10 protein-coding genes are annotated in these 15,661 nt (G+C 55.7%); 7 read left to right on the forward strand and 3 right to left on the reverse strand.

Annotated features, from left to right (window positions below; all coding sequences use genetic code 11):
- Positions 1-85: 85 nt before the first annotated feature.
- From IT444_06860 to modB, 3 genes are read left to right on the forward strand one after another with little or no spacing between them, the layout of a single operon-like run.
- Positions 86-1,093 carry a zinc-binding alcohol dehydrogenase gene (locus IT444_06860; protein MCC7192488.1) on the forward strand — a complete coding sequence of 336 codons (1,008 nt, stop codon included), beginning with the start codon at positions 86-88 and terminating at the stop codon, positions 1,091-1,093.
- A 34-nt stretch (positions 1,094-1,127) separates the two neighbouring features.
- A complete protein-coding gene (gene modA, locus IT444_06865) occupies positions 1,128-2,024 on the forward strand; it encodes a molybdate ABC transporter substrate-binding protein (GenBank protein MCC7192489.1) in 897 nt (298 codons plus the stop codon).
- A complete protein-coding gene (modB, locus tag IT444_06870) occupies positions 2,021-2,692 on the forward strand; it encodes a molybdate ABC transporter permease subunit (protein MCC7192490.1) in 672 nt (223 codons plus the stop codon). The genes modA and modB overlap by 4 nt, the downstream gene beginning before the upstream one ends.
- A gap of 57 nt (positions 2,693-2,749) precedes the next feature.
- Here modB and IT444_06875 read toward each other — a convergent pair whose 3' ends face one another.
- Positions 2,750-4,042, reverse strand: coding sequence for a PD40 domain-containing protein (locus IT444_06875; GenBank protein MCC7192491.1), 1,293 nt, complete (start codon positions 4,040-4,042; stop codon positions 2,750-2,752).
- A 253-nt stretch (positions 4,043-4,295) separates the two neighbouring features.
- Here IT444_06875 and IT444_06880 point away from each other — a divergent pair, with 253 nt between their 5' ends.
- Positions 4,296-8,378 (forward strand): hypothetical protein, encoded by a 4,083-nt coding sequence (locus IT444_06880; protein MCC7192492.1) that lies wholly within the window; start codon positions 4,296-4,298, stop codon positions 8,376-8,378.
- Positions 8,379-8,450: 72 nt separating this feature from the next.
- Here IT444_06880 and IT444_06885 read toward each other — a convergent pair whose 3' ends face one another.
- Positions 8,451-10,391, reverse strand: coding sequence for a hypothetical protein (locus IT444_06885; protein MCC7192493.1), 1,941 nt, complete (start codon positions 10,389-10,391; stop codon positions 8,451-8,453).
- Between the two features lie 112 nt (positions 10,392-10,503).
- On the reverse strand, positions 10,504-11,568 hold the full coding sequence (locus tag IT444_06890; protein MCC7192494.1) for a Gfo/Idh/MocA family oxidoreductase: 1,065 nt from the start codon (positions 11,566-11,568) through the stop codon (positions 10,504-10,506).
- Positions 11,569-11,900: 332 nt separating this feature from the next.
- On the opposite strand from IT444_06890, the gene IT444_06895 reads away from it, so the two are divergent.
- The 3 genes from IT444_06895 (at position 11,901) to IT444_06905 (ending at position 15,630) form a co-directional block, all read left to right on the forward strand.
- Positions 11,901-13,061, forward strand: coding sequence for a hypothetical protein (locus IT444_06895; GenBank protein MCC7192495.1), 1,161 nt, complete (start codon positions 11,901-11,903; stop codon positions 13,059-13,061).
- Between the two features lie 419 nt (positions 13,062-13,480).
- Entirely contained in the window at positions 13,481-14,641 is a 1,161-nt protein-coding gene (locus IT444_06900) for a hypothetical protein (protein ID MCC7192496.1), read from the forward strand.
- 155 nt (positions 14,642-14,796) lie between these two features.
- Positions 14,797-15,630 (forward strand): MotA/TolQ/ExbB proton channel family protein, encoded by an 834-nt coding sequence (locus IT444_06905; GenBank protein MCC7192497.1) that lies wholly within the window; start codon positions 14,797-14,799, stop codon positions 15,628-15,630.
- Positions 15,631-15,661: the final 31 nt, after the last annotated feature.

Below are 15,661 nucleotides of genomic sequence, written 5' to 3' on the forward strand. Positions count from 1 at the left end.
GGCCCGTACCGTAGTGAAGACACGGTAACTTATATCCCCTGTCTCGATATCATGTTCGACTCATACTCAGGAGTATTGATTTCCAATGAACGCAACCGCTCTCGTCTGCTCACAGGATCAAAAGTTTCAGATCGCACCGGTCGAACTGCCTCAGTTGCGACCACAGGACATTCTGGTTCGCAATCACTGGTCGGGTGTCAGTATCGGCACCGAATTCGCAGTGATCCGAGGAAAGCTTAACTGGGGAGCGTTTCCGCTCTGCACGGGCTATCAGTCGGTGAGTACCGTCGAGCGCATCGGTGAGGGTGTGACACGATTCAAGGTGGGGGACAAGGTTTACCATCGCGGAGGCCGCGGTCCACTCAAGATGGGTAATCAAAACGTCTCGTGCGCCTCGGGCGGACATGCTTCACATTCCGTGGTTGATTCGACGGAAGGTACGCATACGGCCGCGATTCTGCCGCCGGGTGTGGATGAGGCCGTGGCGTCGTTGTTCGTCGTCGCAGCAGTCGGCTACAACGGCGTGAATATGGCTCAAGTGCAAACGGGCGACCGTGTCGTTGTATTCGGCTCCGGGTTGATTGGTCTGGGAGTCGTGGCGGCTGCTGCGCTGAGAGGCGCGGTCGTGACCGTCATTGATCTAGACGCGAGAAAGCTTGAGATTGCCGGTAAGCTCGGCGCGAGACACCTGATTGACTCCTCAAAGGAAAATGCATCCGTGGAAGTGAGCAAAATCGCTCCCGGCGGCGCAGACGTGGTATTCGAGTCCACCGGCGTGCCCATGTGCGTGGACATGGCGATGGGACTGTGCAAGACAACCGGAAAATTCGTTTTTCAGGGTAATTACGGAGCCAAACCACTGTCGTTTAACTTTCTGGTCCCACACTCCAAACGGGTGACAGCATACTTCCCGTGTGATGACGGTTACCAGCCTTGCCGTCAGGCTGTAATGGCGCATCTGGCGACAGGAACGCTCAAGTGGCACGAGGTCATCACCCATCGGGTCAAAGCTGCGGAGGCCCCCGCGCTTTACACTCGGATCAACGCAGGCGGTGATACCAGCGAAATCCTGGGCGCGGTGATCCAGTGGTGAAGGGCGAGGAGTGATGTTCGGATGGAGGGTTCGCGTGATGTTGCGAGCAGTCATCTTGAGCCTGTTGATATCGGTCGTCGCCTCGGCTGAGACGATCCGGGTGTCGGCTGCGATCAGTCTGCGCGGCGTGCTCGAAACCATCGCAAAAAATTATGAAAAGGAAACGGGCGAGCGCATCGAGTTGCGCTTCGGTTCATCCGGCCAGATCATGACGCAGATCAAAGGCGGTGCGCCGGTGGATGTATTCATCTCCGCCGCTGATCGTCAGGTGAACGAGTTAGTGGAAGCGGGGCAGGTTGATGCCCAAAGTGTTCGTGTGGTTGCGGGAAACGAACTGGTGTTGATCGTTTCCGCAGACGCGAAAGACCCTCCCAGGGACTTCACAGAATTGGTAACGGACAAAGTGACTCGACTGGCTATGGGTGAACCGCGCACGGTTCCGGCCGGCATGTACGCAGAACAGACGCTCAGATATTTCAAGCTCGAAGATACGCTCCAAAAGCGGATCGTGTATGGCACAAACGTAAGACAAGTACTCGACTATGTGATCCGTGGAGAGGTATCAGCTGGACTGGTGTACGCCACCGACGCCAGGGAAGCGGGCGACAAAGTGAAGGTCATCGCGATTGCACCGGCTGGTGCTCACGAGCCGATTCACTATCCAGCAGCGCTGATCAAGGGCAGTTCACAGGGCGTCGCATCCGGACGGTTTCTCGATTATCTGGCTGGACCGTCTTCGCAGGAAGTGTTGAAGAGATTCGGGTTTTCTGCACCGACGGAGAAACCAGCTGCCACTCAACCAGACAAACAACCAGAGACTCGACCGAGTGAAAGAGAGAGTCGGTTGCCGAATGTAAGCCATCAGTCGGGAGCGGGCGTCCTGTGTGATGCGTCGGGTCTGGTTACCCGGGTCGAATCCTTGTATTCATGACTGAACTGCTCCACCCACTCTTTCTCTCACTGGAGATCGCGCTTTCGGCGACAGTGCTGGCAGCGATCTTCGCAGTACCGCTGGCGTATGTGCTGAGTCGTCGTCGTTTTCCGGGGCGCAGCGTGGTGGAAGCGATTGTGACGGTGCCGCTGGTACTGCCGCCAACGGTCGTCGGCTACCTGATCATCATGACGCTTGGATCGCGTGGCTGGATCGGCAGATGGCTGCACGATGCGCTGGGATATTCGATTTTGTTCCGGTTCGAGGGGGCGGTGCTGGCGGCGGCACTGGTGGCGCTGCCGATGCTCTATCTGCCCGCCAAGGCTGGTTTCGCAGGTGTTAACCGCGACCTCGAAGACATCGCACGCCTGCTTGGTTCGACTCGTTGGCAACTGTTCTGGCGCGTCAGTCTCCCGCTGGCTGGTCGTGGCATCGGTAGCGGTGTTGTGCTGGCGTTCGCGCGGGCGTTGGGAGAATTCGGTGCGACAATGATGGTGTTTGGGCTTCAGGCAGACCGCACTACGCTGCCCATCGTGATCTATCTCGACTACGAGCAGGGGCAGATGCAGAAAGCGACTCTCGCGGTGATAGCACTGTCAGCAGCTTCGCTGGTGTTTGTCAGCGTGTACAACCGTTCGGGGCTGGGGATGCAGACGCGAACGACATGAGAACACATCGCCCGGCTGTGCGGGAACCCGCCATCGGTTGAATGAAGCAGAATTTCCTTACGCCAGCCCGCGAATCATGTAACCCTGAAGCACGCCCGATTCATCAGAGTTGAAGAATGCACATTTTCCGTCCGGAGAAAGAAACGGATGCGAATGCATGCTTTTCCAGAAAGCGGTGCGCGTGTCGAGAAGATAGACCCAGTGATCCAGCGGATCCTGCATCTCCCGTCCAAACTCAGCGATATAGAGTGAGCAGCCGCGATCTCTGTGCGGGTGACAATCGGTGACGAATCGTTTGCCGGCAATATCAGTGGCAAAGTGAAAAAAGCGAGGTTGCTCAAATGTTCGTGACAGCACGTTTCGTCTCGCGCCGGTTGTGCGCAGGCCGACATGTCCATCGAACGGTGCCGCTACTCCTTCGACGATTTGCTCCGTGGAAGTTTTTTCTGTCGAGCCATCTGCTGCGGTTGTGGTCACGATCTGATCGGGCAGGCCGCAGGTGCTGATTGCACTGGTACCGCGCCCACGCCAGCACTGATGTCCCTGGCAATACTCCAATCCATCACGTCCCCACGGTAAGTTTCGGAAGTTGCTGCCGTCATCGCGGATCACATGGATGTCCGCGCCGGCAGCTCCTTTACTCCTTCCGCCGCAGAGGATGCGGATATTGCCGTCGGGATCACAGACGTTGTCATGATTCTGCTGCACCATGATGTCGTGAGAAGCGATCGGATCAAGCGAGCGGCAATATTGCGGGTGCACATTGCACCAGGACGGCCCCGCAAGTACGAGGTCTGCTGTCGCCTTTTCAATATCACACACGATCATGCCCCAAGGGGCGAGGTTGGTTTTTCCATCTCCAAAAAACCCCGACGTGGCAATCCGCTTGCTATCCGACGAAATGGTCGAGAGCGGATATATCATGCTGATTTTTGCTTTGGCGCCGGGAAGCGGCGTGTCGAGTACAAGAATGGTTTCTCGGTCGGTGCCGTCAAGACGGACTCGTTTCAGTGAAAGTCGTCCGGCGTTAAGCTCGGTTTGATCCTGAAAGTAATAAAACCACTTGCCGTCAGGGGAAATCGACGGCGCGGTCGGCCCCAGCTCATCAGTCAACGGTACGGGTTGATCTCCTGGCGATTCAGCATTGTAAAGCAGGTAGCGATGAGCGGGGTCATGCCTGTTCGATCCATGCGGATGCGCAGATCGGTGCATGACAAACCGCTTTGAATCAGGCGTGAAAATCTGCGCTTCCATGTAAATATGGCACGAGGGAATCGCCTCGTGAGTCAGTTGGAAAACTTCAAGGCCGGCAGGGGAGCGACGGTCCAGCAGGTCAGGGCGTGAGATCATGGGTTATTCACCTGGATTTGGGAACCAATAAAGTTAGCGACTATTACTACAAACGCCTGCTTGATGTCCCGCGTCGATAGGGAACGGATCATTCATTATCTTTTATATCTGCGGATTATTCATAAGAATTCCCTCACTCACTTGTGAGCGTTTCGATTATGTTGTGCATCAACTTGCTGCGGATCGAGGTACGAAAAATCAATATCATCCGCTTCAAGCAATGAGAACACGGGCCTCATATCGGAGCATCCTTATGCGTCATCGAATCTCCTCAGCGTTGCTTCTGTTGATTGTTCTGTCACTGTTGCAGCTTACGCCAAGTCGTGCCGCTGATATGCCCACGGATGGCGCCGCGAAGCTCACGCAGATACTTGGGGCGTCCGACAAGTGGAAGCTGACTCCGGCAACAGGATACGTCTTGGGAACGAAAGCCGGTGTCCCTACCTTGACGGGGCCGGCTTCGACGGTTCTGACGGTTGAAAGCTCGGACGTCGTCGCAGCCCCGGTAGAGTTGGAAGTCAAGTATCGCCTGATCGCGCCGAAAGGCTTATCAACCTATGTCCAGCTTCAACTGGCGGTCGGCGAGCACCAGGACAAGAAACCACAGTCGATTGACTTATCCGTCAGCTCAACAGACGCAACAAACTATCTTCGATACACAACAACGGTGAAGGGCGGTACGGTTGGTCCCGCAGCGTCGGGATATCTGCACTTTGCGGCTGTGAGCGAGCGCAGTCTGGGGTGGACGGAAGAAATGCGGCGGGCGATTGATGCCCAGATTGCCGCTTCACCAAAGATCGAGGAGTCGCTCCTCACCGCTAAGCTGTCCATCACCAACGGACGAGTGCGGTCGTGGGTCAATGGCCGCTTTGTGAGCGAAACGAAACTCGCCTCTGACTACAACGCCACGGGCAAAGTACGGATCCTGGCTGCGTCAGGATGTGAGCTGGTTTCGGTTCAGGTCAGACCGCTAGCAGCGCAGCCGACGTTGTTTGAGCCGATTCCCATCGAAGGCCATACCAATAGCGATACGCTCAACGGATCAAAGGTTGATTTGTCGTCATTGACCGGTGATCATCAGGTTGATGGCGTGCCATTTCAGTTTGTCCCGCCGGCCAATTCGAGAGGCGACCATCTTGACGTAGGTCAGAGTTGGACGCGATTCGGTTCGATTCCGGGGTACATCGCGGGCAACTTTGGTTCATTCGGCGGGCGTTGGATATCGGCTGACCGCATCGATCCGTCGCGGCTTTGTTTTTATGTTCCACAAGGTCGTTATAAGGCACTGCATTTGATCGCGGTTGCAGATGATCGCCAGGACGGGGTCCCGGTTGTGGGTGTCCAGTTTTACCGCCCCAATGCCGGCCATCCGATGAATTTTTCCGGTACGGTGCCCAACAATAAAGGCAAGGGAGGCGAGGGCAAAGCAGTTCCGATCAAACTCGCCAATGGCAAGAGTGCCAAGCTCTATCATGTCACAATTCCACTTGATCCCGATGCGTTTTCCTGGCTGAGCGATCTGGACCTCATCGGCCTGGAGATCACCAAGCAGATTCATTACTACCGTGGTTACCCCGACCCGCTTGAATACAGTTGGCACGGCGGCGGCCTGCCCAGCTCGGTGCAGATCTACGCCATGACTCTTGAGCGGGCAGGCGTGGACATTGACATCGTGCCTGAAAATTTCGGGCATGTGTGGACCGCGCCCTCAATGCCGAAGTACTCAATCGACCTGCGCAATGACACGGGCAAGATGACTAAGGCAAAACTTGTCATCGCCACGACAAGCGAAGACGGAAAGGACACCAGTCGGAAAGAAGTAAATGTCACGCTGCCTGCGGATGGAACACTGGTCAAGACACCCATCACACTCAATCCAACCCGCTACGGTCTGCACCAACTGACGGTGACGGTTAAGGCTGGTGATGAAAACGCGAGCTACGAACGGAACCTGGCGTTCTTTCACGAGGACACGCGGGACAAGGAACCTTGGCAGCACGGTCACGGTCCCATTCTGGGTTACTGGGGTTGGGGAGGCGCACACGACACACCCAAGGCTGACAAGGAAATATCCGTGATGGCTGCTGCCGGCGCGGAAACCTCGACAGCCAATTATGAACTCGGCACACCCGAAGTTCAGGCGATGGCGGAGAAACACAACTTCGTTTCCGAAGCGGCATTTTTTGGTGGCGTGATGTACTACAACGGCTTTTACGATTGGTACTCCGGCGCGCCGAAGTTCAACCCCGCTGATCCTGAAGGTTCGGGTAAGGCTCTGGTCGAGGCGATGAAAAAGGGAGGCAAGGCGCAGCCTAGCAAAATCAGCCGGCCGACTTATGTTCCCTTCTTCGCCGAACCTCATTTTGGCAATATCACCACGGGAATCTGGCCGTCGTACTACGGCGAACCATACACGCTCACCGAGGCTGAGCAGAAGATTTTCGATGATATGAAGGTCAAGTTTTTGGCCGGTGCCAAAGCTATCCGCAAGGAGTGGCCCGACCTGAAACTGCTCCTGCCCTATGGCGATCCGATGGTGGCTGCGGTCTTCCTCCGTCTCGCGCCGGAGACACGTGAATACATCGATGGCTGCGCACTTGATCTGCCGGGCTTTGAGCGATTACCCGAACAGCAGATTAATCAAGTAGTGCTCAATCGCCTATATCCGATCCTCAAGGACATCCGCCAATACGTGAAGGAACCGTACTTCACTCTTATTGAAGGAACCTGCATCTCATCGAAGGACTTTGACACTGGTGAACGCGGTCAGGCGGAAATCGGTATCCGTGACTTCCTGGTGCTCATGGGTTACGGCATCAACAACCTGGAGAGCGGTAACGCGCCTTTCGATTGCGCCAACTACTGGGGTGAGAACCACTACGGGGCCGGCTGGCTCACCCGGCTGCCGCTGGCGATGCCCAAACCCGGATACGTCCAATATGCGACGATGACCCGCCATCTCAATCGGGCAAATTTCGTCAAATATGTTCCCACCGGTTCTACTTCAACCTACTGCCAACGCTACGACCACTACAAGACCGGCAAGGTTATTCACGTGCTCTGGACCATCCGTGGTACGCGGCCTGTCAGCATCCACGTTCCATCCGGAACGACCATCGACGTTTATGACCCCAACGACAATGTCACGACGCTCAGGGAAAAGAATGGCGTCGTAACTTTCAATATCGATCAGCTTCCCGTCTATGTGGAGGGTTTGACAGGTGACGCCAAGATCACTCTGGGTAAGAGCGATCATTCCGATTCGAAGCCCGGCAAGGAAAGCGAAAAACTCGCCAACCTCGGTGATGGATCGTGGACGATTGTGAAAAAAAGTGACGCGGAATACACCGGAAATAAGCCGCTTCAGGTAGAGCGTTTCCTCGCGGACATGACGGGTACTTCAGTTGAAGCGCCCAAAGCCCAGGGAAGACGCGCACTGGCGGTACATCTGGAACCGCAGGATAAAGATCGCGGCGTGATGCCGTTCTACACCACGATTGAGCCGACGAAGCCGATAGCGATTCTCGGTAAAGCAAGCCAGTTGGGATTGTGGGTCCACGCTTCGAGCGATTGGGGTCGAGTTGTTTATGTTGTGCGTGACGCCAAGGGTGAGAAGTGGCTCAGCGTTGGTACAAAAGACGACTGGAACAACGATGACATCCACGGATGGAGTAATTTCTGTTTCGACGGCTGGCGGTATCTGACCTTCCAGTTACCCTCCAACTTGCCCTATGACTCGTACCGTGAAAGAGGTTCAAGTTGGTGGGGACATTATGGCGGTGATGGCATCGTGGATTTGCCGTTGTCGATTGAAAAGTTGATCGTTGAGCGTCGTCCCAAAGCGATCTATGGCAACGATCTGGTTGAAGTCAGCAAAGACGATGTGTTGCTGGGTGACCTCCGGGCGGAATACGCCAGTGAAGACGATAAGGGCAAAGAAGTCATCCGTCTTTCCCGTCTGCGGATGCCGCCACCTGCCTCTGCGCCTGATTTGACGAATCCGATCGCCGAGCTGGCAGCTACCGGCACAGGTACCCCAACGACGATCAAAGGAGTGCGCGATCCGGAACACTTCTACGACGGCACACGTTGCCATGTGGATTTTGATCCAGTTGCCGGTGCGAAGACCTACGATGTATGGGTCAGCCCATATGAGGATGGTCGTGGCGCACTGAAATTGGGTGCTGCATGGACTGAGCCGGGCAAGCTGATTCAGGGACTGCGCCCGGAAATTACGTTCTTCGCCTTTGTGACCTACACGGATGCCCAGGGCAAAGTATCGAAACCATCAACTCCGCTGCGTTTCGTACTCAAAGACCGGTTTGGTTACAAATGATGAGGCAGGCTTTAGTTGGCACCGCTCCGCACGGGCACGGATAATGGATGTTCAGTAACGACGGTCGTAGATTCAACGTCCCTGCACCGCGGCCCGTTCCGCGTTGCTGCTGTTCATCACCTTGTTGATCCGCGCCGCGACGATACCGGCCTGCTTGTCCATATCGAGATCCTTCAATAAGTCTCGATATCGCCGGCCGACTTGATACCAGTTGCTTTGCTTGCGGAATTCCGGCGACATAGGACCGGGTTCTTCACACTTGGCCCACGTCTGATCGTAAAGGAGCGGGATTTTCTTTTCCTGGTTGCTGTCGCGTAACAAAGTCTCGGTTTTTTCCAGCGCGACGAGGATGAACGGACCGGCATTGACGTAACGGTTGATGATGTCTTCGTAACACTTTCCCGCTTTCTTGATATCGCCGGCTTTTTCCCACATCGCCGCCTGCGCCATGCGGGTTTCTGCGCAAAGGTCCGCACGGCTACCCATCATCTTGAAGACGGTCTCCCAGAGAGCGTTCTGTTCCTCGATATCGGGTACGGTCTCGACCATCGGCTTGAGAATTTCAAGAGTGAAATCGGGATAATCCTTGCCGCAGAGTTTGTTGAGCGTGTCCGCCCAGCGTCGCTTTTGCTCGAGCGACATTCGGCCGGATTTCGCAAGCTCACGGATTCCGAACCAGCCGTATGCGTAACCGGGTGATTGCCGTAGGCCTGCTTCGAGCAAGGTAAGCTCACTTTCGAGTCCAGGACGGCGCGGCAGAGTGTCGGCAAGCGGGGGAACTTCATCCTTGCCGTTTGTCGCTTTATTGGCTGCTTGATTCCCCGTCGGTTTACTTGCGGAGGTTTGCGGTTGAGAGGTTGATACCAACAGCGGCGGGGGAGAGAATTCCGCTTTATTATTTTCGAGTGACATAAGCCGTGCAGCGGCGTCGGTGAATGCGACTGCCGCTTGTCGTTGCGGTTCCTTCGTGCCGATGAGTTCAGCGGTCAACCCCACCAATGCATCGGGAATCATTTTGCCTGTTTGCGGGTCGAGGACGACGCCGCGGATCGTCGTGAAATTACTGTAGCGACCGGTTCTGAAATTCCACGCACCGCGGGTGCCTTTTGCCTGAAGATATCCGACCCAGGCATGACCGATCTCCGAGCTTTGGCCGACGGTGTAGGCAGTCGGCACACCGATCGCTTTACCGACGGATGAGGCGAAATAGGCCTGATCGGCGCAGACTCCGCCGTATTGAAGAATGTTGGGCAGATTGAAGCCGCGTCTCGTCACTTCCTTAGGTGTGTTTTGGAAGTAATGGCTGTAGTCGTATTTGATGGAGTAGAAAAGTTGACCTACTGCGGAATTACCCTTGTATTTATTGAGTGCCCACTGCATTTCACGGATCGACGCGGTTGAGTCCACGACAAAGACAAGCATTTCAGTCGGCACATACTTGAGGCCAAAAAGCATCTGCCCCTCGTGATCGGTAAAAAAGTCAAAGAGGGCGACGGGATCGGGAGCCTTGACTTCATTTTCGTTGATTTGCCGGGAAAGCTCCTGATCGTGAACGACGCATATCGCGGCAGTCAGTGTGTGGAACGGATCGAGCTGCTTTTCGTGCGTTTTGCGGAGTTTATTCAGGAGCTGGTAAACAGCATCGAGGTGATCTTCGGGGCGTACCGCAAATACCACGGCTCGCGCCAGGTCGGGATTAGCTCGCAGATAGCGGAGCATCTCCACGCGGTCGAAGTCAGGACCGGAGCCGACTTGTGACAGTTGTGCAGCTAATCGTCTCGCGCTGGCGACCTCAACAAACGTATTGGTTTCAGTGATGGGTACATGCGCGATGACCTGATCGAACAGCCTGCCCAGTTGGCGCGCAGCCAAAGCGAGATCTTTGGATGACTCAGCCGCGTCGAGGATCTGATCGATGCGTTGACGAACTACAGGGAGCGATTCCGCACGGGTAGCGGCGGTGATCACATGATAGAGCACAAGGCTCATCATCACGCACAGGAGATGGCGCATAGCCGAATTATAAGATCGTCATACGCGGCAACGGTGCAGATCGCATCCTCCTGCCGGAAGGCGATTTCACAGAACGCTATTGGAGCAAAGGAGCTTTTACGCCAGTACGGACTTAGTTGATGGTGACCTCTTTACCCTTTGCCGCCGATTCATAGATCCCGTCAAGCATTTTCTGGACCATCTGGCCGTGTTCCGCCGGTGCGAGGGTCGGCTTGTTGTACAGCACATGATCAACGAAGTTGCGCATTTTGAGCTGGAAGTGATCGCCGTAGCCGTTGGGGGAGAGATAGCTGGGTGTCTGATTCACCATGTAGCCGGCCTCGTCCTTGAAAATCACCGGCGGATCCCAGTTCGCCCCGCCTTTTTCACCCATAATCGAGAAGCCGAATACGTCTTTATCAATATGTGACACAAAGCTGCTTTCCAGCGAGAGCACTGCGCCATTTTCAAATCGAATTTGACCGACGGCGAGATCCTCGACGTTGTAGGTTTTGTGGTCCCAGTTCGGCCACATCGAGATGGTGTTTGATTTTTTATTTCCGAGATAGGTCCATGTCTGCCCGGTAGCCGCGATTGGGCGAGGCGATCCCATGACAAAATGTGTGACTTCGAGGATATGCACGCCGATGTCGATCATCGGTCCGCCGCCTTGAAGCTCTTTGCGACCAAAGACACCCCAGTTAGGAATACCTCGGCGGCGCAGAGCCTGACAGCGGGCGTACATGATTTTGCCGAAGGTGCCTTCTTCTACCGACTTGCGGAGGTATTCCGTGTTGGCTCCGAAACGCCACTGGAAACCGATAACGAGTTTCTTTTTATGCTTGGCCGCGGCGTCGAGCATCTGCTGACCCTCGCGAGCGTTCATGGCCAGCGGCTTTTCAACCAGGACATGCGCACCGGCAGCGAGTGCGGCAATGGTGCAGGGGGCATGCAGACCGTTGGGCGTGCAAACACTGACGGCATCAAGATTGGCCTTGGCCAGCATCTCGTGATAGTCGGTGTAGGTTTGCGAGACGTTGTAGGTTTTTGCGTGACGGGCCATGGCGGCTTCGTTGACATCCGCCAACGCGACGATTTCGACATCGTCCATCTGCTGAAGGTAGGTCATATGCGCGCCTGCGATACCGCCGGCACCGATGATTCCGATGCGAAGTTTTTTGGAATTTTTAGTGGCCAAGGGAATGCTCCGAGTTAGTGGTGGGGGTGGGAATGAAGCGGAGAATTATGGAGACAAGCCCCCTTTGGAGCAAATCACATGTGAAAAGTGTTGGCGCAATGGATTAAGGGGACGATTTCCCGCAACGCGGCTCCAGCCATTGCCATGAGGCCACAGCCCAATCAGAGAAGGTTTGGTGGTTCCAATACAAATTTTTCCTTCTTAAGAAAGAACCTTCAGGGGACCTGGCCGACTAATCAGAGTAGAGACCGATAGTGAGGATGGGCGGAATTGCCCTTGGCGATTATGAGGTAACGTACTAAACTTAAGTAACCGGAAATCAGGAGCTGCGCATGTTCTGGTTTGGATTTGCTGATACGTCGAATACGCCTGAAAAGCCCGATGCTGCGCCCGCGGAGTCGGGATTGCCCACACGGTCGGAAGAGCGTGTCAACGTCGGCGAAGAGGTCAATGATGTTATTACTGCGCTCCTGCCGTGGGGCATTTCGATTCTGCTGCACGCAGGCATCATTCTCATTGCGGTTTTCGCAGTTTACACCGTGACTGAAATTAATCAGGAAGGCGATAACGAAGAAGTTATTATCCCCATCGCGAGGCTGGGTGACACGCCCGGCGGGTCGTTAACCATGGGTAGTGATGCGAACTCAGTCAGCTCAGGGCTGAGCACCTCGGCAGCACCCTCGCGGTCCACCTCATCTTCCAGTTCGACATCAATTTTTTCGCGTTCGTCGGCGGGAGTCGGTGGCGCGGGTATGGGCACAGGGCCAGGGTCAGGCGGCGGCAGCGGTGGGGGTAGCGGTGGCGGTACCGGCTCCGGTGTCGGCGGCGCGGGCTGGGGTGGCGGGGCACTCGGCTCAGGTGGCGGCGGCGGTGGCGGTGGAAAGGGCAGCCCCTTTGGTTCAGGCGTTGGCGGCGGCGGTGGCGGGCCTAAGGCGAAATTCTTCGGTTCCGGCGGTAACGCGCGAAAGGTCGTTTATCTCATCGACGCATCCGGCTCGCTCATCGACACACTACCGTTTGTTATCGCCGAACTGAAGCGATCCATCGGCGAACTCAGCGATGCGCAGTCGTTCACTGTGATCTTTTTCCAGGGGACTCAGGTCATCGAACCTCCACCTGCCGGAATGCGCAAAGCAACCACCGACAAGCGACAGGCGGTTATTCAGTGGATCGACCCCAAAGCCGGCAACATTGTGCCAATGGGTCTGGCGGAGCCGATCGACGCTCTCAAGCGAGCCCTCTCCTACAAGCCCGACTTGCTGTTTATTCTTTCTGACAACATCACGGGACAGGGTGTTTATGAAGTAGATCAGAAGCGATTGCTTGCCGACATCCAGGCAGCCAACCGTAGCGGCACAAAGATCAACACCATCCAGTTCCTCTATCCCGACCGGCTTACATCTTACGGCATGAAGGGAACGCTGGAACTCATCAGCGAGCGGAGTGGCGGAATCTATAAGTTCCTCGATGCGAAGGAACTGGGTATTCAGTAATTTAAGGTTAACGAAGCCGAACGTGCCGTGCAGAGGGGACGATTCACGATCTGACGCGTCATCGGCAGGTGATCGCAGCGTCGGATCGAGAGTGGATCGCAGAAAAAGCTCTCTAAAAGTATTCAGCGACGAGCGTATTTTCACCACGCGTTTGCATTACCTCCGCGTAGTCTCCGCGTCGATTGATTGATGATCCGCCAGAGTATTCAACCAGACTGCCCGCGATTTGCGTGTCTCACCTTATTTGGTGGAATCTCCAGATAAGGTTTCGTCGTATTATTGGTTGGTTCGGATTGGCTCCAACGCAACTTGGAACCCTGATAAACTGCCGTTAAAAGAGGAGCAGGGTGCGAAAGGGTAATCTACCGGCTGTTCAACAGGCTGCATGAGGTAACGACGGTAACACTGGGCAATCCATCATGAGCAAAACTATTCAGCAACGGTATCGGCGTGCTGCGTCCATCTGGGTCGCGTTAGCGGTCGCTTTCAGTCTGACATGCACTGCTGAGGCAGACTCCCTCAAAATCGCGGGCAGCTGGTTGAATGATGTGACGATCCAGAGCGTTAAGGACGGCCAACTCATTTATGTCTCGCCTACCGGTGCGGAAGTCGAGAAATCGCTCGCCGAAATAGAAGGAATCAAGTTAACGGGACAAGCTGATCTTGAAGCCGCACAAAAAGCCGCCGATGTCGGTGATGTGAAGGGCGCCAACTCGTCGTATCAGAAAGCTCTGACGGTTGCGCGGCATCCGTGGCTCAAGCGTTGGATTTCTAGCCAGTTGATGGCATTCAACGAAGCAAACCACCAGCCGGTGGAGGCTGTGGATGCGTACCTTGCTCTGGCGAAGGATGAGAAGGCCGAATCATTTTTCTTTGCCAAGCCGCCCGTGAAATCGTTGGCCGCTGCAAGTGCGGAACAAAAGGCGGAAATTCGCAAACGGCTCACCGAGGCGAAAGAGGCCGTCACAGGCAAAGAAGCATCAGACGGTTTGGCGAAAATGATCGAAGCGGTAGGGGCACAGGCGGCATCGGCTTCCACGCCTTCACCAACGAATAGCACCAGTAGTAATGAGACCCCACCAGGGGCATCCGGACCCGCACCAGCCTCGGTTATTCCTCTGCCCAAAGCACTGCCTGAAAATGATCCCGTCGCGGAACTGCTCCGTGCGGGAAAGTTTGAGGAAGCCTTGGCTGAGGTTAATAAGAAACTCGATGAGCCTGTACCCGTTGGACAGGCACCGCAGACCTCGCGGCAGCTTTATGAGCGAGGGATCGCGCAATTCAATCTGGCGGAAAAAGCAAGCGGCTCCGCGCAGGAAAATCTCTATCTGGATGCCGGCTTGAGCTTCATGCGGGTTGTCATTCATTTTCCGCGTAATACGACTTGGGTTGGCCCCGCATTGATTGAGGCGGGGGCGGTCCACGATAAGATTGGCCGCCGCGATATCGCGATGGGGCTATGGGATCGGGCGCGAAACATGATTAATCCCGATGATGATCCGGCATTAATGGCACGGTTAGAAAAGTTGATTGCTGGCGATGCGCATGAGGAACCGCCCGCGACCCCGCCGACGGAGTAGTAGCGTTGCTGGAGAAGGTTGGGTGGTCGTCCCCATTAACCGCTTGTACGTCTCCCGCCGTTGGACCCTGTTCGTAAGCGTTTGTAGAATCTCGGTTCTCGATGAATCACGATCGACGATACAGTCGTGATTGTCTGATCAAAAAAGGAGCACGCATGTCGAAACGTAAGAACTTCGTTCTCTCACTCTGGGCGGCGGCGTTGGCGATTGCCTTTTGCCTGATGCAGGTCGCGCCGGTCCTTGCGCAGGAAGAAGCGGCGGAGCACAAGCCCAAAGGCTTCTTCCAGAAGTTCATGATGGTCGCCGACGAGCAAGGGATTGAGTTCATCGGTACCGCGGTTATCTGGGCCTGCTTTCTGATCTCGATCGTCATTATCTCGTTGATTATCCAGGCAGCCTTAAAAACTCGAAAAGCGGTGTACACACCGGGCACGCTGGTCGATACGCTCGACCGCCTGATTGCGGAGAAGAACTTCAAGGAAGCGATCGAAGTTGCCAACAGCGATCCAAGCCCGTTCGGTCACATCATGCGACATGCACTCGCCGAAGCTCCTCGCGGATATCCGGCGATGGAGGCGGCGATCGAGGAGACTGCTGACAACATCAACAACCGTCGCGTCCGCAGTTTTGTGTGGCTTGAGCTTGCCGGTGCCGCCGGCCCGATGATCGGTCTCTTCGGAACGGTGTACGGCATGATCGTTTCGTTTAATAAGCTGGTCGAAGCAGGCGGTACGCCCAAGGCTTCGGCTCTGGCGGGCGGTATCGCGACCGCGCTGGTGTGTACCTTCTGGGGGCTGATCGTCGGTATTCCGGGCGTTATCACCGCGTCACTCTTCCGCGTCATGACCGAAGGCCGTACCGCTGAGGCGATCGCGGCTGCCAAGCAGCTCATCGCGCCGTTCCGGCCCGGTGCGGGTAAGTCGTCGAAGCCCTCGACTCCCGCTCCCAGTGCTGCGCCGGCGACACCTAAGCCCGTCACTGCGACCTGAGTCAGGTTTGGCAACCACCACGGCGTGAACT

Source organism: Phycisphaeraceae bacterium (assembly GCA_020851465.1).
Taxonomy (GTDB): Bacteria; Planctomycetota; Phycisphaerae; order Phycisphaerales; family Phycisphaeraceae; genus JADZCR01.